This window comes from Methylocaldum sp. GT1TLB (assembly GCF_051027445.1).
GTDB lineage: Bacteria > Pseudomonadota > Gammaproteobacteria > Methylococcales > Methylococcaceae > Methylocaldum.
The window spans coordinates 4,695,780-4,717,904 of record NZ_CP194898.1 but is presented as its reverse complement, the minus strand read 5'-3'; the positions used below and the strand labels follow the sequence as shown (position 1 = coordinate 4,717,904).

Below are 22,125 nucleotides of genomic sequence, written 5' to 3'. Positions count from 1 at the left end.
ATCGATTGCAGACAAGCGCAATTCCTCGCTCTTTCGACTGCGGGTCGAGAGTTTCTTTTAGTGACCCTTTGGTTTGATGTTATAGGGTTCTTGTCAGATGAATCGATTCTTATCCCTCGCTAGAGTTTTCGGCCTAATGCTGATGGTTTTCAGCGTGACTTACGCGTTACCTATCCTGACCTCGTTAAGTTACCGTGACGGGACGGTTTCGTTGTTTATCGAAGACATGCTGCTCACTCTAGCCGCCGGCGGACTTTTATGGCTCACGACGAGAAAATTCCAGCGCGAATTGAAAGCCAAGGATGGGTTCTTGCTCGTGGTGCTCGCCTGGACGGGAATGGCGGCGTTCGCGACCTTTCCTCTGATGTCCTACCTCAAGGATTTGTCATTCACCGACGCCTATTTCGAAGCCATGTCCGGGCTCACAACGAGCGGCGCAACAATCCTGACTGGTTTGGATGAACTGCCTCCGGCCATCAACTTATGGCGACACGAACTTCAATGGCTGGGAGGCATGGGAATCATCGTTTTAGTTGTCGCAATTCTGCCGGTACTCGGTGTCGGCGGACGGCAGTTGTTTATGGCCGAGACCCCAGGCCCCATGAAGGAGAGCAAACTCACTCCTCGCATTACCGAGACAGCCAAAAACCTCTGGCTGGTTTATGCCGGCATTACCGTCATCTGTATCGGATCGCTCAAACTAGCTGGGATGAACTGGCTGGACGCAATCTGTCATGCCTTTTCCGCCATGGGGCTAGGCGGGTTTTCAACACACGATGCCAGCATAGGCTATTTCGATTCGCCGCAAATCGAGGGCGTCCTCACCATTTTCATGCTGCTCGCGGGAATCAATTTTGCCACGCACTTCCTGGCGATCCATAGCAGGACCTTTGCCCCTTACAAGCATGATATCGAGGTGGCGCCTTTTCTGATCCTGATTATCGCCAGCTGCGTGGGTGTCGCTTTCTATCTTTGGCAGCAGGGTACTTATGCTGACTATTGGACAGCCTTTCGACACACGAGCTTCAATCTGGTCTCCGCAGCTACCGATTGTGGCTACGCCAGCGTCGACTTCAACCAATGGCCATTATTTGCGCCGCTATGGATGCTCTTCTTGAGCTCCGTCTCAGCCTGCACCGGCTCCACCGGTGGCGGCATCAAAATGATGAGAACCCTAATTCTGGTCAAGCAAAGTCAGCTGCAGATGCTCATACTGACGCATCCCACGACCGTGAACCCCCTCAAGCTTGGCAACATGGTCATTCCATCGAATATTATTCTCGCGGTACTCGGATTCATCTTCGTCTATTTCATGAGCGTCGTGATTCTGACCTTGTTGCTGGTCATCAGTGGCCTAGATTTCGTCTCGTCCTTTTCCGCCATCATTGCCTGCATCAACAACATGGGTCCCGGACTAAACCAGGTAGGGCCAGCCGGCAATTTCGCGGGGCTAACGGATTTCCAGACATGGACCTGTACCCTGGCCATGTTTCTCGGCCGCATTGAGGTTTTTACGGCGCTGATTTTGTTTACGCCGGCATACTGGAAAAAATAAGAAGATTCGTCGGCCAGTATCATTTAATACGCTGATAAACGCCGATCAACTCGGCCTGCGCCAAAACATGTCCTTGCATGGCTTTTTCGAGCTGGGCTTTCGTGGGCTTATGCAGTCCAGACAAAACAGTATCGAGTGCGTAAAGCTTATGGAAATACCGATGCCGCCCTACTGGCGGGCATGGCCCGCCATAGCCCGTCCGCTTCCAATCGTTGACTCCTTCGGCAGTGTCGGCGGGCAAAGACTGCGACGAAATTCCCTCCGATAAACCGCTCGAGCTTGTCGGAATGTTGTAGAGCACCCAGTGGACCCATGTCATCTTCGGCGCCTTCGGATCCGGTGCATCGGGATCGTCCACAATCAACACCAAGCTTTTCGCGCCCTCGGGAATCCCGGACCAGGACAACGGCGGCGACACGTCTTGACCGTCACAAGTGAAGCGCTGTGGCATATCGCCGTTATGCATAAATGCTGACGATTCGATCTTCATGGACATGCCCTGCCCTCCTTTAAACTCCTCTGAAATGACTGCATCACTGGCGATTAGCAGCGCACCACCCAGCAGCAACCACATCCAGCGATTAAACAAATTCATAATCCTTGACCTCCTTGTCAATCAATGAGAAATCAAAATCTAACCCCGGAGACGAACAGCCAGAACGTCGCACTCAGCATGGTGAATCACGCTGGCGGCCGTAGAACCGAGCAACAGACTGATGCCGTGCCTGCCATGCGATCCGATGACAATTAGATCTGCCTGCAGCTCCTTGGCAATGCGGATAATCTCCACCTTGGGACTTCCGATTTCAACCCAGCGATTGTCTTGAGGGATAGCCAAACGATCGGCGATCTCTGCCAAACGCTTCCGCGCCGCATCCATCATCTGATCTGTCAGATCGATGTCGAACGGCACAATCGGCCCATAAGACGAATCCATGACCGGCATATTTTCCACGACATGGATAATGCTAAGTCTGGCGTCGTACTTTTTCGCCAAATCCTGAGCCTGCTGGATCACCTGTTCCCCGTGCTCGGAAAAATCGGCTGCCAATAAAATCTGCCGGTACGTCATCACCAGTCTCCTATTCTCTGCTTGCGCTCACATGGTTCGACCAAACAGGATCATCATAACTTGATAGCTTACGACTACGTACCCGAAAGCCAACCCCAAGCCGAAAAAGAATGAAATGGCCAAAGCATGTCGCAAAATATGCCCAATTACCGCCAAGTGCCAAAGCATCAGAAGCGTCAGAAAAATGTAAACCCCTTTGGCTTCCGGTGTCACCAGCAGCCAGGCAAGGAGCGGAACAGCGGCTGTGCTGATCAAAGCATCACATGCGTATAAAGCGGTCGCCGTTTGTTGCAGGCGGGGAATCCCCTGGCTCAGATAGAGTGCCATATAAAGAAAGCCGAACAGCATTAAAGCTTCAACCACGGCCTCGACGACCGCTCCGCTCCAATCGCGTTCCAATCCGAGCAGCACGACACCTACGATCAAGTAGGCGAGAACCGCGAGCCCTAACAGCAAGCTCGACGCAGGAACATCCCGAGGTCCTTTCTTAAAAAAACAGATATCGAGAAACAGCTTTATCAGCGGCATGTTTACACTTCGGCAGCAAATTCGAACTCGCTCAAGTTTCACCCGAGACCGATTCCAACACCTCACTTGCCTCCAACCAGGCGGACTCGGTTTCCACCAGTAGGCGGTCAATTTCAGCTTTTTCAAGGAGCAAAGACTGTAAGTCCGCCTTCGAGTCACCCTCGTACAGCGCAGGATCTGCCAGCCGCTCTTCGAGACGCCGCTTTTCGAACGTCAATTTCTCCAAAGAGGCTTCAGCCCGTTCCAGCGCCTGCTGAAAGGGTCTCAACGCACGCCGCCGCTCCGCATCCAGGCGCCGTTGATCTTTGCGGGACGGTGCCGCCTTGCTTTCGGCCGAAGCTTGCGATATGGCACGTCGATTGCTCAGCCACTGCCTGTAATCATCCAAGTCACCAGCGAATTTCTCAGCCTTTCCGTCGGCGACTAACCAGAAATCGTCGGCAGCCGTTCGGAGCAAATGGCGATCGTGAGAAACGAGCACCATCGCTCCCTGATAATCCTGCAAGGCCAGCGTAAGCGCGTCACGTGCGTTCAGATCGAGATGGTTGGTGGGCTCGTCCAGCAACAAAAGATTCGGCTTCTGATAAATCAAAAGAGCCAATGCAAGCCGGGCACGCTCGCCACCGGAAAACGGCGCGACTGCGGCCAACGCCTGGTCGCCGCAAAAACCAAAACCGGCAAGAAAATTGCGCAAATCCTTTTCTGCCGCATTTGGATCAAGTCGCTGCAAATGCTTAAGGGGACTTTCATCGACCCGCAACTGTTCGAGCTGGTGTTGTGCAAAATAACCGACCCTCAGGTCTTGCGCTTCCAAACGCTCTCCGCAGCTTGGGCTCAAAACACCGGCCAATAATTTGATCAGGGTGGATTTGCCTGCGCCATTTGTGCCTAAAAGGCCTATCCGCTCGCCCGGATTCAACGTCAGATTAACGCCGCTTAAGATAGGCGTCGAACCGTACCCCACGCCAGCCTCATCCAGCTTCAACAAAGGCGAAGGCAGCTTATCCGGCGGCAGAAAAGAAAATTTGAAAGGCGAGTCGACATGCGCCGCGGCAATCAATTCCAGCTTGCTCAACGCCTTGAGGCGGCTTTGCACCTGGCGCGCCTTGGTAGCTTGCGCACGAAATCGATCTACGAACGACTGAATACGCGCGACTTCGCGCTGCTGTCTTTCATAGGCCGCTTGTTGTTGCCCCAAGAGTTCCGCTCGTCTCGCCTCGAATGCCGAATAGTTTCCGGAATACAGCGTAACCTTTTGGTTCTCGATATGAAGCACATGATCGACGATATCATCAAGAAAATCCCGATCATGAGAAATCAAAAGCAGAGTACCGGCATATCGGGACAGCCACTCTTGAAGCCAAATCACGGCATCCAAGTCAAGGTGATTGGTCGGTTCGTCGAGAAGCAGCATATCCGACCGACACATCAGCGCTTGCGCGAGGTTGAGGCGCATTCGCCATCCGCCAGAAAACCGATTTACCGGCTTGGCCTCATCGCCCGGCGAAAACCCGAGACCGGACATCAGTTTGGCGGCGCGCGCCTTGGCTTCATAACCTCCGATCGCGTCTAGGCGAGAATGGAGCAGTGCCAGCTTCTCACCATCGCCGCTTTTCTCCGCGTCGTGAAGACCAGCCTGGATGAGACGCAATTCGCGATCACCGTCCATGACATAGTCCAAGGCGTTCTGATCGCTAGCCGGGGTTTCTTGGGCCACATGGGCGATATCCAAATTCGGCGGCATCGAAATTTCGCCGGCATCGACATGAATCTCGCCCAGAACCAGACGAAACAAACTGGATTTACCGGCTCCGTTCGCGCCAGTGATACCGACCTTCTCACCGCTATGGATGGTGAAGGAAGCCTCGTCAAACAGAAGACGCTGGCCTCGCCTTAACGCGACCGATTTGAAATTAAGCATGCCAATGGGGTGCCAAGCCGGCACCGGTCATTAGCCGGAAAGGCAGCGCGGAATTAAGCAGCCTGCTCGATTCGCCGGTCGGCTTCTTTGACAAACTCATGGAGGTCCCCTTTTTTGACGGTAGCACGGGGGATGATCAGAGCCGTGTCAATGCCTACGAAAAGAAAGGCGTATTTTTTGGTCATCTCGACGCGAAGAATATCGGCCCATTTCATCCGAGACTCGCCGTTCCGGTTGACCTCTACCAAAACATGCGGCTCGGCCCGCAAGGTATATGTACCGAGGATGCAAGCTCTTTCTTCATCCGAGTACAGTTTCCGGACCTGTCTGCGCAGGCTTCCCTTGAAATAGAGGGGGGTCAAAATGCCCCATAATGCAGCGATCACACCTACGTAGATCGCGGAAAGCGTATCCTGATAGTAAAACCACAAGAACAGCGCGATGAGCGCCATGATACCGGGGAAGATCGCCTGGTGACGACGCAAGGTTTTCTGCCAACTCGCGGAGTTCTGCAATTGATGTTCGTTGAAGGCAACCAGATCCTGTTCGCGGACTTCGTATTCTATTTGGGTCATGCGTCTATCACAGAAATTGTCTAACACCCTGCGCCGCCGACGAACCGGCAGCACATCCCCGGAGCGCTAAAGGGTGACTAGTATACGTAATTCTGTTTCAATTTACTCACTTCGGTGGGCTTGTCTAATCCGAAGCGGGATTTGGTGCTGCACAACGGAGAACAAAATGAAAGGCAATGCCGATGTTATCGCGCGCTTAAACCATTTGCTGATCGGCGAGCTGACTTCCATCGATCAGTATTTAATTCACTCCCGGATGTATAAGGATTGGGGATTTAACCGACTGTATGAACGCATTCATCACGAATTGCAGGAAGAACAGTCCCATGCCGACCGATTGATCAACCGAATTCTATTCCTCGAAGGTGTGCCGGATCTCAGCAAGCGCAACGCACTGCAGATCGGTCAGGATGTTCCAGGCATGCTCAAGAATGACCTGACTTTAGAATACAAAGTAATCGACGAACTCAAAGAAGCGATGGCGTTTTGTGAAAGCGTCGGCGATTACGTTACGCGGGATATCCTTCTGACGCTTCTCAAGGACACAGAAGAGGACCACGCCTATTGGCTGGAGATTCAGCTCGGCCTCATCGAAAAAATCGGACTACAGAACTACCTGCAAACACAGATGTAATCTACACATCCAGCCTGCCCTATCACTCGCCCACCTATGGGCAAGACAGTTCAAATCAAATCTTATTTGATAATAATTATCAGTTGTACTAGTATTTAGATCAGGTTTTTTCATCTGGTCTTGTTATGTACATCTGTATCTGCAAGAAAGTCACCGACGGACAAATCCGAAAGGCCGTTCAGGAACAGGACGTGACAAGCATGCGCAGTCTGCGCTCCAAATTAGGTGCGTGCGATCAGTGCGGCAAGTGTGCGGTTCAGGCCAAACAGCTTATCCGCCAATGCTTGCAGCACGAAAAAACGGTATCAGACCATAACCCGCGCAAGGCCGCATAAGCTTTATCCGCTCCGATAGCAGCGGGCCGCTTGAGCTTTAGAAGGCTAACGGTCGACCCCGTTAGAACGGAGTGTTCTTCGGAGTGAAAGGCAGAAGTACGGAAGGAGGACGTCCCTGTCCTTCACGACGAAATTCCCAAGATATATTAGAACGTTATGACCACGTCGGTGGAAAAGAGGAATTGATCGCTCTTCTTACCGGCAAAGCTTGCCGCTCCACCAGCATTGTCGTACGCGTCTGCCTTATCAGCCCAATCGTACCGAACGTTCGGACGCACCATCAGCCAATTCACCGGCTTCCAGTTCAAACCGGCCGTGAATGCATAATAACTTGATGCTGGAAGCGCCCCCAATGTCCGCGCAGGCGAAACCACGCGGAAGCCGTCGTCATCGCGGAACCATTCAGCGCGCAGCCCGACAGCAAGATCGTCTGAAATATCGTAGGTGAGGTATTGATTGATCCCATACCATTCTGCATCGGTCCCATTACTGCCAGACCGATCGGTCGCCCCGACGACGCTATTTGCCCATCCATGATCATGCTGGAAGGTGTAGTGTAGGCCTTCCATGATGTCGTGCTTTATCACTAAGCTGTACATGCTCCAATTGTTTGCGTCTTGCTCGGAAATCTCGCCGCTGGTGGCGCTAAATGCTACAGAACTGCCCTTGTCATCGCTGGCCCAAGTCACGCCACCGAGAAATGCCCAATTACCAAGACCTTTGTCCCAGGCACCATCCCAACCGGCGGTTTCGCTGCCGGTCACGCCCCCCGCCGTTATCGTCCAGTTCTGATCAATCGGATAGCTTAATAACACGCCTGTGTGGGTAAAGGGTTCTCCGAACTGCATCGTATAAGCATGCGAGTAGAAGAAATTATCCGGTGCCGTCACCACTTCGTTGCCGATGATGGTGTAAAAATGCCCAATCTTCGCAGTGATGCCGTTACCGAAAGGCGCGAATATTTCAAAGTAGGCCTGTGGCAGCGCGATGTCATAGAAGCGCTCCTCGTTCATCAGACGGAGATCCCAATGTCCGCGGGGCGAACCGTAAGCCTGTGTAAATTGGGCGTCGGTGCCGAACATAAAGTCGAAGCGTCCGCCGAAATCCCAGGAATCGCCCTCTGTATTGACGGCACGCTGCAGATAAAAGTAAAGCTGATTCAGTTGAAATTCGGAGGCACGGTCATTGAACGTCACCGGCCCGTTAAATCTTCCGGCGGGCTCATTCGCGTTGTAAGTGATACCGGCGTTAATCCATCCACCAAATTGCAGCCCCAAGTTTTTCATGAATTGGGTATCGTTGACATCGGCGCCCATATAGCCGAGCAACCCGGTGGGCTCGCTCGCTTCCTCAGCCCCAACGGAGGCAGCGAAAACCGCTGCAAGAACGCCTAAAGCCACACGCCCCATTCGGATCTTGGATGAATTCTTATACATATCGCTTTTTCTCTTATGTTTTCTGGAACGATAGTCTTAAGGCAAAGTCCATACCAAGGCGAAAATAATGTGCCCTCAGTTACTTAAGTAACGCATCAGTAAGATTTTGCACCTGTTTGGTGCGCTCTTACGGCTAATTGCACCAAAACAACACTTTGTTGCAATTGACACAATCGGCCATCAAGATGACTTGAAGGCATCCGCAAAGCTAGCACCGGTGTATCAAGAAAGTCGATCAGAATTTTTCTGAAACGAGCTGCTCGGCACTAAACAACGGTTCAACTGGCAGGGAGTGCTTTTTGACCGTTCAGCGAATACACGAAATCATTCGCTCGGTTTATGGAACGCTCCATGGCTGTGATCAAGCCGGCAACCCCAACGGTCATCGCTGCCAATTCATGTTCCAGCGACGCAACCGCTTTTGCATTGAGGTTATGCTTCAAAAACAACACCTGATCTTGGAATACGCTCAGTACTGGCTCGATTTTGCCCTCGGCTCGACGCATCGCGGAAATCAGTTGTCCGTAATGCTGCTGAGTGAGCTTAAGCTTTTGCCGACTGCTGCTTCGAAGGCTGCGGTTGGTGTACAGATCCAACTCATCCTCCCATTCCGCAAAAAGAGCCTCGGCCACGTCCTGCACCGCCGCAATCCGGTCTTTGACTGCTAGAGCCTTGGCTTTACTGTAATCGAACTCGACTTTAATCTGTCGATATAAGTCTTCGAGCTCGCCACCCTGAAAGTCCGTAAGTGCGCTGAACTTATCCAGCGCACTTTGAAATTGCTCCTTGGCTTCTTCCAAACTGTCCCGCGCATTCTCCACACGACTGACGAGGATGTCTCGCTTATGATGCCCCGTCGACTCCACGGCGCGAAAATAGACCTTTTGACATTTTGATATCAAATACCGGGTCAAAGGACCCAAGAGCTGACGACATACCGCGGCAAAACTAATTGGATTCGTATTGGAGGACTTATTCATAACGCACACTGCTTGTTTTTCGAGAAAAGCCAACGACAGCCATTTTAAAATCCGTATAAAACCGTTTGTAAGCTCATGGTGACAGCGTTATCATTTTTCACTTACAGAGGTCTTGAACAACTTTGCGTAAGATCCACGTCACGTTGCCGTAACGCAAACTCAATAAGCTTCGCAACGGAGTTTCATCATACAAAGGGAGATATTAAGTGAAAGCACTTAGCGAAAAGCATATGGTTGTTGTAACAGCCCTGGCGCTAGGTCTAATCATCTTCTGGCTAATCGCCTCTGATCCGCAAGCTACCACCGCCTCCACCTCATCACCTACGATAAATAACTCTCCTGATGTTGTCGCTACGGTCACGGCCGCACAGTCTTCCGACTGATTTTGTGAACCGCTTCGCCAAACGCTCGGTTCGGCGGTACCGACTTCGATAAGATTTTCTTCAAGAACGCCCCGGTATAGGAAGCCCTGTTTTCGGCAACCTGTTCAGGGGTGCCTTCCGCCACGATTAAACCACCGCCTTCACCGCCTTCCGGTCCCAAGTCGACCAGCCAGTCGGCGGTTTTGATCACGTCCAGATTGTGTTCAATCACGATCACCGTGTTGCCGTGATCGCGCAATTGATGCAGAACGCCCAGAAGTTGCCGAATGTCGTGAAAATGCAGTCCGGTCGTCGGCTCATCCAGAATGTAAAGCGTTTTGCCGGTATCGCGCTTCGACAATTCGCGCGCCAGCTTGACCCGCTGAGCTTCACCGCCGGAAAGCGTCACCGCGTTCTGCCCCAGGCTGATGTAGCCCAACCCCACCTCCATCAGAGTATCGAGCTTTCGGGCAACGGCCGGAATCGCGGAAAAGAACTGACTGGCTTCTTCCACCGTCATTTCCAAGACTTCGTTTATCGTCTTGCCCTTGTAGCGGATTTCCAGCGTTTCTCGGTTATAGCGTTTTCCCTTGCAAACATCGCAATGGACGAAAATATCGGGCAGGAAGTGCATCTCCACCTTGATCACGCCGTCGCCGGCGCAAGCCTCGCATCGCCCGCCCTTGACGTTAAAACTGAACCGCCCCGGCGAATAGCCGCGTGACCGCGCCTCCGGGGTCGCCGCGAAGAGTTCCCGGATCGGCGTGAACAACCCGGTGTAGGTCGCGGGGTTGGACCTCGGCGTGCGACCGATCGGGCTTTGATCGATATCCACCACCTTGTCGAAATGCTCCAGTCCGTCGATGCCGTCGCTCGATGCCGGCATCGCGGCGGCACCGTTGAGCTCGCGAGCCGCGAAGCGGAACAGCGTATCGTTGATCAGAGTGGATTTGCCGGACCCCGAAACGCCGGTCACACAGGTAAAAAGCCCCACGGGAAACGAAACGTCGATACCCTTCAGATTGTTGCCGCGGGCATTCCGGATCCGGAGCACGCGCTCCGGATCGGGCGGAATACGCCGCTCCGGCACGGCGATCTCGAGACGGTTGGAGAGATATTGGCCGGTGAGGGAATCGTCGTTTGCCATGATCGCTTCTGGCGTCCCCTCGGCCACGATTCGACCACCGTGAACCCCCGCCCCCGGCCCGATATCCACGACATGATCGGCAATCCGGATGGCGTCCTCGTCGTGCTCCACGACTATGACGGTATTGCCCAGGTCGCGCAAACGCAGCAAGGTATCGAGCAGCCGCTGATTGTCGCGCTGATGCAGGCCGATCGACGGTTCGTCCAGGACGTACATCACGCCCACCAAGCCGGCTCCGACCTGGCTCGCCAAGCGAATCCGCTGGGCCTCGCCGCCCGACAGGGTATCGGCGCTGCGCGCCAGGGTCAGGTAATCGAGCCCGACATTGACCAGAAACTGGAGACGCGCGGTGATTTCCTTGACGATCTTGGCCGCCACTTCACCCCGCCGCCCGGTGAGCGTCAGTTCGCCGAAAAATTCGAGTACGCGCCTGATTGGTAAGGCGGTCAGCTCCGGCAGAGAGGAATCGACTACGAACACATGTCTCGCCGCACGGTTCAGGCGGGTCCCCTCGCATTCAGGGCAAGGCTTGCTGGAAAGATACTTGGACAGTTCTTCTCGTACCATCATCGAATCGGTTTCGCGATAGCGCCGCTCCATGTTCGGAATGATCCCCTCGAAAGCATGCCGATGGACCAGCGTATCGCCGCGCGCGGTCAGAACCTTGAATGGAATCGTTTCGGTTCCGCTGCCGTACAGAACGATATCCTGAACCGATTTCGACAGTTGACCGAATGGCTGTTCCGGATCGAAACCGTAGTGCTCGGCCAGCGACTGAACCAAATGGTAGTAATAGGCGTTTCGACGGTCCCAGCCCCGCACGGCGCCGCCCGCCAGACTCAACTGCGGATTCTGGACGACCAGGTGAGGATCGAAGAACTGTTTGACGCCCAGCCCGTCGCAGCTCGGGCATGCTCCCTTCGGATTGTTGAAGGAAAAGATCCGCGGCTCCAGTTCGCTCAGGGAGTAGCCGCAATGCGGGCAGGCATATTTGTCCGAATAGACCAATTCGGTTTCCGAATCGTCCATGGACGCCACCAATGCGATGCCTTCGGCCAACCGTAGCGCCGTCTCGAACGATTCCGCGAGGCGCACGGCCAGGTCCGGCCTCACCTTGAACCGGTCGACCACCACTTCGATGCTGTGCTTTCGGCGGAGGTCGAGCTTGGGCGGCTCGTCCAGCTCGTAAATCTCGCCGTCAATGCGGGCGCGGATGAAGCCTTGGCTGCGCAAGTCCTCCAGCACCTGAGCGTGCTCTCCCTTGCGCTCGCTGACCACCGGGGCGAGCAGCATCCAGCGGCTGTCCTCCGGCTGGCTGAGAACGTGGTCCACCATTTGGCTGACGGTCTGCGCCTCTAGCGAGATGCCGTGCTCCGGACACCGGGGCATGCCGGCGCGGGCGTAGAGGAGCCGGAGATAATCGTAAATCTCGGTGATGGTGCCGACGGTCGAACGGGGATTGTGCGAAGTCGACTTCTGCTCGATGGAAATGGCCGGCGACAAGCCCTCGATGTGGTCGACGTCGGGCTTTTCCATCACCGACAGAAACTGCCGCGCGTAAGCGGAAAGCGACTCCACATAGCGCCGCTGTCCTTCGGCATAAATGGTGTCGAACGCTAGCGAAGACTTGCCGGAACCGGATAATCCCGTGATGACGATCAGCTTGTCACGGGGCAGGTCTAGGTCGATGTTTTTGAGGTTGTGGGTGCGGGCTCCACGGATCTGAATCGTGTCCATGCAAAATTCAAGCGCAAAACAGAACCTGTTACTATAGGCCGATTCCCGCCACTCGCAAAGGAGCATATTGCTTGAATCCGACCTTGCAACTCGACACTCCGATGACCCGAGCCGAGGTGCGCGCCAGCTTGTCTCTGGCCGCCATTTACATGCTGAGGATGCTGGGCATGTTCCTGATCTTGCCGGTTCTCTCGGTATTCGCCCGCGAGCTTCCGGATGCTTCGCCGCAATTGATCGGATTCGCCATTAGTGCTTACGGTTTGACCCAAGCGATCTTGCAGATTCCCTTCGGCCTCTGGTCCGACCGTTATGGGCGGAAGCGCCTGATCGTAGTCGGCTTGCTGCTCTTTGCCGCCGGCAGCGCGCTCGCTGCTCTGTCCGATTCGATCTACGGGATCATCGCCGGCCGGGCTCTACAGGGGGCCGGCGCTGTCGCCGGGGTCATCATGGCCTTGGCCGCCGATCTTACCCGCGAAGAACACCGCACCAAGGCGATGGCCTTGATCGGCATCAGCATCGGGATGTCCTTCGCGCTATCTATGGTGATCGGCCCGGTCCTCTCCGGCTGGGTGGGGCTTCACGGTCTTTTCTGGATTATCACGGCATTGGCTCTGCTCGGTATCGTGGTGCTGTACAGCGTCGTGCCGACGCCGGCTGTGAGCCGTTTTCACCGGGATACGGAAGTGCGTCCGGCATCTTTGAAGACAGTCCTGGCAAATCGCGAACTTCTGCGGTTAGACCTAGGCATCTTCTGTCTACATCTCGTGTTGACCGCTACTTTCGTAGTTCTTCCGCTGATTTTGCGCGATTCGCTACAGCTGGAAACGGCCAACCACTGGCACATCTATTTGCCCGTCTTTGGACTTGCCCTTGCCAGCATGGTTCCTTTCGTGATTCTCGCGGAGAAGAAACGCAAGATGAAAGCGGTATTCGTCTCCTTCATCGCGTTAATCGTCCTTTCGGACGTGGGGTTTGCTTGGCTTCAACACGATTTCTGGATCATATCCGGGCTTCTTTACCTGTTCTTCACCGGCTTTAATCTTTTGGAAGCCACCCTCCCTTCGTTGGTGTCGAAGACCGCTCCTCTCGACCTCAAGGGTACTGCCATGGGCGTTTATTCCACGGCTCAATTTTTGGGCGCCTTCGTGGGCGGAGCCGGTGGCGGCTGGATTTACGGCCGCTATGGAATACCTTATGTCTTCCTGTTCTGCGCCGCCGTCGCTCTGCTATGGTTTATATTTGCCATCGGTATGAAAGCTCCCCGAGGTTTGAGCAGCCTCCTGGTTAACGTGAGCGGATTGAGTCATGACCAAGCTTCCAGTTTGTCCAGACGATTGCTTCAAGTGCCGGGAGTTGCCGAAGCCGTAGTCCTGGCCGAAGACGGCGTGGCTTACCTGAAAATCGACAAAGAGAAGCTGGATCGCATGGCGCTGAGCGGATTGTTGCAGGAAGTCGCTGCATGAGCATGCCAAGGCTTCCGACAGCCTTTCGAAATCTGACGAAACCTGTAATTTTTACTTAAAAATTAAGAACTTCAGCCATAGCGGCAAGTCTAATATCTGTTTAAATTCTCAACCGTATCATCGATCGGAGATACCTTAATATGGCCACTCGCGGCGTCAACAAAGTCATACTCATCGGCAACCTAGGTTCCGATCCTGAAGTGCGTTATATGCCCAACGGAGGCGCGGTTACCAGTCTACGGCTCGCCACGAGCGAAACATGGAAAGACCAGCAGACCGGCCAACAACAGGAACGCACCGAATGGCACCAGGTCGTGTGCTACCGAAAGCTGGCCGAGATCGCCGGAGAATATTTGAAGAAAGGCAGCAAGGTATACATCGAGGGCAGTCTGCGCACGCGCAAATGGCAGGACAAGAACGGCCAAGACCGCTATACCACCGAAATCATCGCCGATCAGATGCAGATGCTGGACCGCGCAGGTGGTCCTTCGGCCGGCTCGGGCGGGCGCGGAGAATCCGATCGTTATGCGCCGCCATCTTCGGGATCTTCGAAGCAAGCCCCGCAGCCGGAGCCCGGATTCGGCGGCATGGACGACTTCGACGACGATATTCCGTTCTAAAGAAACTTCGCCCAGCCCGAATAAGCGCCACGAGCTTTTGTTTTGTAAATAAAGTTAGGCCGAAAACCACAACGCGCGCGCCATCTTAAAGCAACTTTCGGCTTCATTTCCGGGTCCAACGCAGGTACCCGGTCGGTTATGAGACGATCTATATCCGCAAGTCGACCGGCTTATCTCTTGCCGTTTTTCCGAAGCCGGTAAAACGCCAACAAACCACTCAGCGCTGCGGCGGAAGAATCGAGGCTGTAGTTGATTTTTCTAAATGCTGGCGGTGTTTGAAGGGATTAAGTTGCAGCAAAACCGCCCTTCGGTCGGCAACGAAACAACCCTGATACAGCTGGAGGTCAGCGATGGCAACAACGGAAGACATCACCAAAGATCTGAAGCAGGACTTGGCCACCCTCAAAGCCGACATGGGCAACTTGATGGCTGCGATGAAGGATTTGGGCGTCGAGCAAGGACGAACCGCTTACGCAAGAGCTCGGGAGGTCGGTGAACGTGCTCGCGGCCACGCGATGGCGGCCCAGGAAAGCGTAGAGCAATATGTCGAGTCACGCCCCTTGGCCAGTCTCCTGGTGGCCTTCGGCACAGGCTTCGCGATCGGCACGTTGCTTGGTACCCGTCGCTAACGGCGGGCCGCTGCCGTGATGCGATCATTCACAGACATTGTCGCTGCGGAAAAAGCAAAGCTTTGGCAGGGGCTGAGCCGATCGGCGGTACTGCTCTCCCTGGCAATTTTCGCCACATTGGCCGCATTCGGCGGCTTGGTTTTCGCGTTGCTTGGCGTCTATTTATCGCTGGAGGCGATGCTGGAGCCTTGGGTCGCCGGAGTAATCGTCGGCGTCGCCATGATCGTGATCGCTTTCATCGCGTTATGGGTTATTGCGCGATCTTTTACCAAACAGGGCAGAGCGGCGCCGTTGCCGCCGTCGTCGTCGAGAGCCTCCCTTGCGGCCGCGCCCCAGCCTCCCTCCGCCATTCCCGACACACTGCGCGCTACCGTAACTGATGCGCTCGGTGCAGCCAATATTCGAACCAGCGATATCGCGATCGCGGCCTTGGTTGCGGGGCTGGTTCTTGGCGCCAGCCCGCATCTAAGGCAACGCTTATTTCGTAGTATTACGAGAGACTGAACCAATCCGCCCGCCGACACTGTCTGCGGCAGGCGGATTATTCAGACTGCCAAGCACTCAGATTTGCGCTACATGCTTGAGAGCGGGGATGTTAGTTTCGTATCTCTTCGCCGGCTTGCATTTTATGGCGCGAAGCATGCGTGAGCGCTTGAATTCCGCCAGAACTCGGCTGACGCTTTCAACCGTAACGCCGAGAATCGCAGCCATTTCCTCGCAGGTCAGCAGAGTTACCGCAGTCGATGTCGAAGTATCGTTTTGAATGGCCGCCAGGAAGTTCACCAACCGGGCGACGCGCGCCTTTATCGATCCGGTGGAAAAGTCGGTAATCCAGATGTCGGCACTCTTCAGATGCTGGTACCAGCACTCGATGAGCCGACAATACAAATAAGGATTATCTTTCTTGAGCTGGGCAATCGTTCGCAACGGCGCACAAATCACTTCCACCTGATCGACCGCCACCGCCGTATGCTGATACGTCGGTTCGATCAATCCCCCGAGACCGAGAAATGCACATTTGGCATGAAGCCGAACGATACGGGCCCTCCCGTCGGGCGAATAGCTGATAAGCTTTACTAAGCCCTGCACAATCGCCAGCACGGTATCGGCCGGATCGCCTTCTCTGAAAATGATTTGTTTGGCGGCGAACGATTTTCGCTTGCCTCCTCGAAAAACCGTTTCCAAACCCGCCATGTCAAGGCCTGCCAATGCATCGCCGGTGTCCTCTTCAAACACCCGAGCCGCGGGATGCCGCGCGATAGGAGAAATGCTGCCCTTTCCTAAATTAGCCATGTGCCACCTCGTCGTCCTGATTGAAATCACACCTCGCAAGCCAACTCCTTGGAAGCTCGCCTATTGGAGAGATCCCCGGTTTGCGAGGTAGCCGACCATTCCTGGTCTATGCGCGGAACGGAACCGAGTTGATCCGCGCTGAGCTAGCAAATCTCAGATTAACAAATTTGCGGATCAAACTCATCCGGTAGACCACAGACTGAAAGCCGATGTTCTATATACCCCCAGCGTTCAGGCACCATTTCCCTCCGAACCGGGAGGCAAATTGGCTGGATGATGAACTTAATGCGTTGGGGCTGTGTCTGCGAAGTAGAGACCCGTGGATCGTGGATTCCGCATATATGGCGATAGAGGACTTGAAAGACTCGTCCGAACAACTCGAAAATCTTGCCGGCGGCATTCGCCGGTGTGTCGCATGTCGGCTTCACGAGAGCCGCCGACACGCGGTCCCAGGCGAAGGACCGGTAAATGCCGAAATCATGGTGTTGGGCGAAGGCCCGGGCGGCAAAGAGGATGCGGCTGGCCGGCCGTTTGTCGGCCCCGCAGGCCGGTATCTCGACACGCTCCTTCGAGGTCAGGGCATCGCCCGCGACAGGCTGTTCATTACCAACTGCGTCAAGTGCCGTCCGCCGAACAACCGCACGCCCCGGCGCGACGAGCTGAAAACCTGCACGAATTTGTGGCTGGAGCGTCAACTCGAGCTGATCTCGCCCAAGGTCATCGTGCTGCTTGGCCAAGTCGCCGCACGTCAGATGCTGGGCGATACCGCGACCGTTTCCGACTTGCATGGAACCACGCAGCCGCGCAACGGACGAAGCTATTTCGTAACTTATCATCCTGCCGCCGCCTTGCGTTTCGATTGGATCGCCGCCACCCTCCAGGAGGATTTCGAGATCCTGGGCAAGTTGCTCGCGCGCTCCACCGATTCATCTCAGTAGCTTTTCAGGCCTGGGTTTCACGGTCGTCGGAGCGGCCCGTCCACGGGACTTCAACGACGCGGAAAAAGGTGGCCTCCTTCCCTGCCCCACAAAGGACGCGGCGCTTGCGATACCTTCGTCACGACCCTGCCGGGCTGAATCCGGGATTCGGCGTCCGCGCACATTCCTGTTGCCGCTCTGTCCAAAAATCATTATCAATGCCCTTTGCAGCAAACAGCCTCCTGGATCAAACGTCATGAAAAGCTGGCCTTGGGTATCGATTGACCAGTCTTCGCTACGGAACCGGTTCGCCTACGTAAAAGCTTTGATCAAGAGGCTGATCAGAGACATACAGGAAGGCGGCCTGGACTACCGCGCCATGAGTCTGGTCTATACGACCCTGCTGTCGTTGACCCCGCTCCTGGCGGTCAGCTTTTCGGTACTCGCCGCGTTCGGCGTACACAACCAAATGGAGCCGCTCCTGCTGGAACTGGTGGCGCCGTTGGGCCAGCAAGGGAGGGAAATCGTTAACCGCATCATTGGATTCGTCAGCAACATTAGGGTCGGCGTATTGGGTTTCGTCGGTTTCGCCATGCTGTTCTACACGGTTCTCTCTCTGCTGCAAAAAATCGAGGAGGCTTTCAACTATGTGTGGAGGGCCAAGAAATCGCGCAGCTTTCACAGACGGTTCAGCGATTATCTCAGCGTTCTTCTCGTGGGGCCGGTGCTGGTTTTCTCCGCTCTCGGACTCATAGCATCCATGGCCAGCACCGAAATCGCGCAGATAATCATCAGTCAGGAACCTTTCGGAACCTTGTATTACCTGTTGGGACTGATTCTTCCGTACCTCCTCATCATCGGTGCCTTTACCTTTGCTTATCGATTTCTTCCGAACACCCACGTGAACTTTCGTTCGGCTCTGGTCGGAGGCATCGTGGCCGGCATCGGCTGGCGCGGAGCGGGCTGGCTGTTTGCCGAATTCGTCGCCAACTCAGCCCGGTACGCCGCCATTTACTCCGGCTTCGCGATCCTCATCGTATTCATGATCTGGATCTACGTAAGCTGGCTCATTCTATTGATCGGCGCTCAGATTTCGGTTTATCACCAGCATCCGCGCTACATCCATCTGGCCGAGCGCGACGTCAAACTCAGCTATCAGCTCTTCGAACGCCTCGGTTTCTTGATCATGTACCTGATCGCGGAACACTTTCATCAGGGAAAAAAGCCGTGGACGACCGACGCCCTAAGCCAGCACCTCGGTCTCCCTGATCTCATGATCGAGAAAATCTTGGACGCGCTGAAAACACGGAATTTGATTCTGGTCGCGGTCGAAGGCGATCAAGGATTTGTTCCCGCCCGTGATTTGTCGGCCATCACGGTATCCGAAATTCTGGAAGCGATACGAACGTCGCCGGCTGAAACGTCGTCCATCGACAAGAACACTCTCTCGGTCCCCGCCGTGGATCATCTATTGGAAAGACTGCACACGTGCGGCGCACAAGCCACCGAGGGGCTTTCTTTGAAGGATTTGGTAGATGCTTGAACTCACGGCAGCCTAATACCGGAATCCAGTTGGGCTACAAGACGCCCCCCCCTTGCCGCCTGCTTGCTGCCGTTCTGGCATACTAAAACCCGAGCCCGTCGATCACTATCGCGTAGGTATCCACCATGTGCCAGCTCTTGGGAATGAACTGCAATGTTCCGACCGACATCTGTTTCTCGTTCGAGGGATTTCACGTACGCGGCGGATTGACCGATCACCACCGCGACGGCTGGGGCATCGCCTTTTTCGAAGGCCGCGGTTGCCACTTATTCGTCGACTCCAAAGCGACAGTCGAATCGCCGATAGCCGATCTGGTGCGCCATTACCCGATCCATTCGACCAACGTCATCGCCCATATTCGGAAGGCCACCAAAGGCCGAATTGCCCTTGAGAACAGCCATCCTTTCCGAAGAGAACTGTGGGGCCGTTACTGGATCTTCGCCCATAACGGCACCTTGGAACATTTCGATCCGCCGCGCCCCGATGACGTCTTTCAGCCGGTCGGCGATACCGACAGCGAAAGAGCCTTCTGCTATCTGTTGAATGCGTTGCGTCGGGCGTTCCCACATGGTTCCCCGAGCCGAGAACAGGTCTATGGCGTGGTCGAGCGTATCACTGCCGAGATCGCGGAACACGGCGATTTCAATTATCTTCTTTCCGACGGCGATTCCCTCTTCGCGCACTGTTCCACGAATCTGCACTTCATCACGCGCAAAGCGCCGTTCGGCTGCGCCCACCTGGTCGATCAGGACATCACGGTAGACTTCAGCGAACTCACGACACCGTACGACAAAGTGACTGTCATCGCCACTCTCCCGCTTACCGACAACGAAATCTGGACCAAACTGCGCCGCGGCCAGCTGGTTCTATTTCACGACGGGGAGCCGTTAAATGTCGCCTAAAGGCAAAACGATCACAAGAGCGCTTTAACGACCCGCGCCACACCGAATAACAAGGCCGAGGGCAGCCAAATCCAGCGCATCTCGCTTTTAAGCACAAGCCATCCCCGGGCCGAAAAGAAGGCGTAGATTCCTATGGGCGGCACGGCGAGCGGTCGCCAGGCGAAGAAGTAACGTTTGTTCGAGAACGGCGCGAAAAGCGCAACGCCCAGACCGCCGTCGGTGAGGGCGTCGATGACGGGATGGGATAAGCTCGAAAGAAACAGGAATACGAAAACCGGCCAAGATTTGTGTTCACCGGGCAGAACGGCCATCGATAACGCTCCGAGGCATAGTGCGAAGGAGATGGAGTGAGTCATGCCGCGGTGTCCCCACGGATCACCGTAGCGCACCCCGAACGCAAAACCGACTGCATCCAGATCCGGAATCATCGAGCAGGCGACACCCAATAGCACAACCTCAGGCGATAGAATGCCATCCGGAAAACAGGCGCTCAGCGCGATCGGAACCGCCGCGTGAGAGACGATGGTAGACATAGCCCGGCTCCGAAAACCAAAACCTCATCAATACGTCGATAAGACAGCTGAACCGCCGGATAGCGTTCCCGGCGGGATCATACTGAATTTCAAGTCAAGCCATTCGTGGTAGGCTTCGCTACAGGAACATTCTTCGGAGAGCCTGGATGAAATGGATCGGCGCCGAACAAATAAACGACCGGCTCGATTATCCGTCTCTAGTGGCCTGGCTTGAAGCGGCCCACGGCAGCGAGATCGATGCGATGGACGATCTGCTGCTGAGCCGATCGCATACGGACGGGCAAACGCAGCACTTTCTCGTACGGGCCGCCTGGCAAAGCAAACTCGGCGTCGGAGCGAAGCTGGTGACGGTCTTCCCGGACAATCAAACCCGTGGACTCCCCTCGGTACAGGGCCTTTACGTTCTGTTCGGCGCCGAGGACGGTCGACCCTTGGCGTGCCTCGATGGCACCGCTCTCACCTTGTGGAAAACGGCCGCCGATTCCGCACTGGGCGCGAAGCACCTGGCCCGCGAAGATGCCAAGAGGCTGCTCATGGTCGGCGCCGGCGCCATGGCGCCTCATCTGATTCAAGCGCATCTGGCCGTCCGCCCGTCGATCGAGTCGGTATGGATCTGGAACCGCACGCCGCGCCGTGCGGTAAGATTAGCGGATTCCCTGGCTGGCCTACGGACTTCGATACACCCCACGACGGACCTGGAACAAGCGGTACGCGACGCCGATATCGTCTCCTGCGCGACCATGGCCACCGCTCCGCTCATCCTGGGCGAATGGCTCAAGCCCGGAACCCACCTGGACTTGGTCGGCGCGTTTACTCCGGATATGCGGGAGGCGGACGACACTGCCATCCGGCGAGCCAAGATATTCGTCGACTCCCGCGAGACCACTGTCGCCCATATCGGCGAACTCTGCATCCCCATCCGGAACGGCGTGATATCCGTGACGGATATCTTGGCCGATCACTTCGAGCTATGCCGCGGCATCCATCCCGGCAGACTGTCTCCCGCCGACATCACCCTATTCAAAAACGGCGGCGGCGGCCATCTGGATTTAATGACGGCGCGATTCATCCTGGATCGCGCTGATCGCAAGAATCCCTGACGCACTTGAGTCCTGCCTCCATCTTTAATGGAGAATCAACAGCCTCGGAGCCCTGTCTGGTTGCACAACTTGATAGGCATCCTCAGGCAGCACACCGCAATCCGGCCGTACCCGAAGTCGATGTCCTGCACTTCCCGTCACTAACAACTCTTCGAAGACGCTCGCTGCCCGTTCGCCAGGCCAGCCGGTCATGCGCGAGCGGGAATCGTGCTCGATGCTTAGGAAGCCTCATGGGGCCTCGATGAAATCATACACGATGACCTTGTCCACCAAGGGTTTCATTCTTTCGTTGATCACCTTATCGTGGTCCGGATGTCGCGAGTATTCGTCGAGCGCCTGTGCATTCTCGAACGTGGCCACGATAGCCACATCGTACGAGCTGTCGACAACATCCCGCTTGCCGGGCAGAGCGGCTCCCACGTGGTAGCTCGACACCATCGGCAGCTTCGAAAGCGATTTGGTCGCCTCGATGTACTGCTGGCGCGCCGCTGAGCTCCCATGATCCTTGAGCCAGACGATCACGACATGATGTATGCGTCCTGCGGTCGACGGCACGACCTCGGCCGAACCGGAAGCCGCAAATGTCAGAACACACACTAAGAGGGCGAAGACTGTCATTCGTTTCATGCGATTCCCCATCTTTTTCAATTGAGGTCGAGCAGGACCGGCTGCTCAACGCAGAGTCCTGCAGATTTGCACGGCAAGAGTATCAAGACCGATGTTCCGAAGGGCGTGTTGCCGAACATCGCAGCGATAGTAGCATGGTCCCTGATCGGCATCACGATCGCCACGGCGTCGATGATGAGCGCGGCAACCGTCGCCGCTAAGCAGGCCCGCACAGGG

The 22,125-nt window shown here is 55.3% G+C and carries 23 protein-coding genes; 11 read left to right on the top strand and 12 right to left on the bottom strand.

The window, feature by feature from the left end; genetic code table 11:
* Positions 1–97 precede the first annotated feature (97 nt).
* The gene (locus tag ACR2R1_RS20810) at positions 98–1,555 is read left to right on the top strand and encodes a TrkH family potassium uptake protein (protein WP_077727961.1); all 1,458 of its coding nucleotides are present in this window, start codon (positions 98–100) and stop codon (positions 1,553–1,555) included.
* Between the two features lie 19 nt (positions 1,556–1,574).
* Here the strand turns inward: ACR2R1_RS20810 and ACR2R1_RS20805 are convergent, their stop codons facing one another.
* From ACR2R1_RS20805 to ACR2R1_RS20785, 5 genes are read right to left on the bottom strand one after another with little or no spacing between them, the layout of a single operon-like run.
* A complete protein-coding gene (locus ACR2R1_RS20805) occupies positions 1,575–2,150 on the bottom strand; it encodes a YbhB/YbcL family Raf kinase inhibitor-like protein (protein WP_205780631.1) in 576 nt (191 codons plus the stop codon).
* 39 nt (positions 2,151–2,189) lie between these two features.
* The gene (locus ACR2R1_RS20800; RefSeq protein ID WP_077727960.1) at positions 2,190–2,627 is read right to left on the bottom strand and encodes a universal stress protein; all 438 of its coding nucleotides are present in this window, start codon (positions 2,625–2,627) and stop codon (positions 2,190–2,192) included.
* A 27-nt stretch (positions 2,628–2,654) separates the two neighbouring features.
* Complete coding sequence (locus tag ACR2R1_RS20795) at positions 2,655–3,155, bottom strand: hypothetical protein (protein WP_077727959.1); 501 nt, start codon at positions 3,153–3,155, stop codon at positions 2,655–2,657.
* Between the two features lie 31 nt (positions 3,156–3,186).
* Complete coding sequence (locus ACR2R1_RS20790) at positions 3,187–5,076, bottom strand: ATP-binding cassette domain-containing protein (protein WP_077727958.1); 1,890 nt, start codon at positions 5,074–5,076, stop codon at positions 3,187–3,189.
* A 53-nt stretch (positions 5,077–5,129) separates the two neighbouring features.
* Positions 5,130–5,651, bottom strand: coding sequence for a YcxB family protein (locus ACR2R1_RS20785; protein ID WP_434111760.1), 522 nt, complete (start codon positions 5,649–5,651; stop codon positions 5,130–5,132).
* 166 nt (positions 5,652–5,817) lie between these two features.
* Between ACR2R1_RS20785 and bfr the strand changes: the two genes are divergently transcribed.
* Entirely contained in the window at positions 5,818–6,285 is a 468-nt protein-coding gene (bfr, locus tag ACR2R1_RS20780; protein ID WP_077727956.1) for a bacterioferritin, read from the top strand.
* A 125-nt stretch (positions 6,286–6,410) separates the two neighbouring features.
* On the top strand, positions 6,411–6,620 hold the full coding sequence (locus ACR2R1_RS20775; RefSeq protein ID WP_077727955.1) for a (2Fe-2S)-binding protein: 210 nt from the start codon (positions 6,411–6,413) through the stop codon (positions 6,618–6,620).
* 146 nt (positions 6,621–6,766) lie between these two features.
* Here ACR2R1_RS20775 and ACR2R1_RS20770 read toward each other — a convergent pair whose 3' ends face one another.
* The 3 genes from ACR2R1_RS20770 to uvrA all read right to left on the bottom strand — a co-directional run bounded on the left by ACR2R1_RS20770 (position 6,767) and on the right by uvrA (position 12,282).
* Positions 6,767–8,056 (bottom strand): outer membrane beta-barrel protein, encoded by a 1,290-nt coding sequence (locus ACR2R1_RS20770; RefSeq protein WP_156879501.1) that lies wholly within the window; start codon positions 8,054–8,056, stop codon positions 6,767–6,769.
* Positions 8,057–8,334: 278 nt separating this feature from the next.
* Positions 8,335–9,036: a DUF2959 domain-containing protein gene (locus ACR2R1_RS20765; RefSeq protein ID WP_347257565.1), complete on the bottom strand. Its 702-nt coding sequence runs from the start codon at positions 9,034–9,036 to the stop codon at positions 8,335–8,337.
* Between the two features lie 357 nt (positions 9,037–9,393).
* Positions 9,394–12,282: an excinuclease ABC subunit UvrA gene (gene uvrA / locus ACR2R1_RS20760; RefSeq protein WP_434111757.1), complete on the bottom strand. Its 2,889-nt coding sequence runs from the start codon at positions 12,280–12,282 to the stop codon at positions 9,394–9,396.
* A 71-nt stretch (positions 12,283–12,353) separates the two neighbouring features.
* Here uvrA and ACR2R1_RS20755 point away from each other — a divergent pair, with 71 nt between their 5' ends.
* From ACR2R1_RS20755 to ACR2R1_RS20740, 4 genes are all read left to right on the top strand, one after another.
* The gene (locus ACR2R1_RS20755; RefSeq protein ID WP_434111755.1) at positions 12,354–13,745 is read left to right on the top strand and encodes an MFS transporter; all 1,392 of its coding nucleotides are present in this window, start codon (positions 12,354–12,356) and stop codon (positions 13,743–13,745) included.
* Positions 13,746–13,885: 140 nt separating this feature from the next.
* Positions 13,886–14,365, top strand: a complete 480-nt coding sequence (ssb, locus tag ACR2R1_RS20750) for a single-stranded DNA-binding protein (RefSeq protein WP_086133601.1) — start codon at positions 13,886–13,888, stop codon at positions 14,363–14,365.
* A 350-nt stretch (positions 14,366–14,715) separates the two neighbouring features.
* Positions 14,716–14,994, top strand: a complete 279-nt coding sequence (locus ACR2R1_RS20745) for a DUF883 family protein (protein WP_077727950.1) — start codon at positions 14,716–14,718, stop codon at positions 14,992–14,994.
* 18 nt (positions 14,995–15,012) lie between these two features.
* Positions 15,013–15,498 (top strand): phage holin family protein, encoded by a 486-nt coding sequence (locus ACR2R1_RS20740; protein WP_077727949.1) that lies wholly within the window; start codon positions 15,013–15,015, stop codon positions 15,496–15,498.
* A gap of 57 nt (positions 15,499–15,555) precedes the next feature.
* Here ACR2R1_RS20740 and ACR2R1_RS20735 read toward each other — a convergent pair whose 3' ends face one another.
* Entirely contained in the window at positions 15,556–16,287 is a 732-nt protein-coding gene (locus ACR2R1_RS20735; RefSeq protein ID WP_077727948.1) for a Crp/Fnr family transcriptional regulator, read from the bottom strand.
* Between the two features lie 326 nt (positions 16,288–16,613).
* On the opposite strand from ACR2R1_RS20735, the gene ACR2R1_RS20730 reads away from it, so the two are divergent.
* From ACR2R1_RS20730 to ACR2R1_RS20720, 3 genes are all read left to right on the top strand, one after another.
* Positions 16,614–17,225, top strand: a complete 612-nt coding sequence (locus ACR2R1_RS20730) for a uracil-DNA glycosylase (RefSeq protein ID WP_434111752.1) — start codon at positions 16,614–16,616, stop codon at positions 17,223–17,225.
* A 235-nt stretch (positions 17,226–17,460) separates the two neighbouring features.
* Positions 17,461–18,747, top strand: coding sequence for a YhjD/YihY/BrkB family envelope integrity protein (locus ACR2R1_RS20725; RefSeq protein WP_086133603.1), 1,287 nt, complete (start codon positions 17,461–17,463; stop codon positions 18,745–18,747).
* Between the two features lie 125 nt (positions 18,748–18,872).
* Positions 18,873–19,649, top strand: coding sequence for a class II glutamine amidotransferase (locus ACR2R1_RS20720; protein ID WP_077727945.1), 777 nt, complete (start codon positions 18,873–18,875; stop codon positions 19,647–19,649).
* 11 nt (positions 19,650–19,660) lie between these two features.
* Here ACR2R1_RS20720 and ACR2R1_RS20715 read toward each other — a convergent pair whose 3' ends face one another.
* A complete protein-coding gene (locus ACR2R1_RS20715) occupies positions 19,661–20,182 on the bottom strand; it encodes a metal-dependent hydrolase (RefSeq protein ID WP_077727944.1) in 522 nt (173 codons plus the stop codon).
* Between the two features lie 146 nt (positions 20,183–20,328).
* Between ACR2R1_RS20715 and ACR2R1_RS20710 the strand changes: the two genes are divergently transcribed.
* Entirely contained in the window at positions 20,329–21,282 is a 954-nt protein-coding gene (locus tag ACR2R1_RS20710) for an ornithine cyclodeaminase family protein (RefSeq protein WP_077727943.1), read from the top strand.
* Positions 21,283–21,510: 228 nt separating this feature from the next.
* On the opposite strand, the gene ACR2R1_RS20705 is transcribed toward ACR2R1_RS20710, so the two are convergent.
* Both ACR2R1_RS20705 and ACR2R1_RS20700 read right to left on the bottom strand, forming a co-directional pair.
* Positions 21,511–21,909: a Dabb family protein gene (locus tag ACR2R1_RS20705; RefSeq protein WP_240502354.1), complete on the bottom strand. Its 399-nt coding sequence runs from the start codon at positions 21,907–21,909 to the stop codon at positions 21,511–21,513.
* 17 nt (positions 21,910–21,926) lie between these two features.
* Positions 21,927–22,121, bottom strand: coding sequence for a hypothetical protein (locus tag ACR2R1_RS20700; RefSeq protein WP_077727942.1), 195 nt, complete (start codon positions 22,119–22,121; stop codon positions 21,927–21,929).
* Positions 22,122–22,125: the final 4 nt, after the last annotated feature.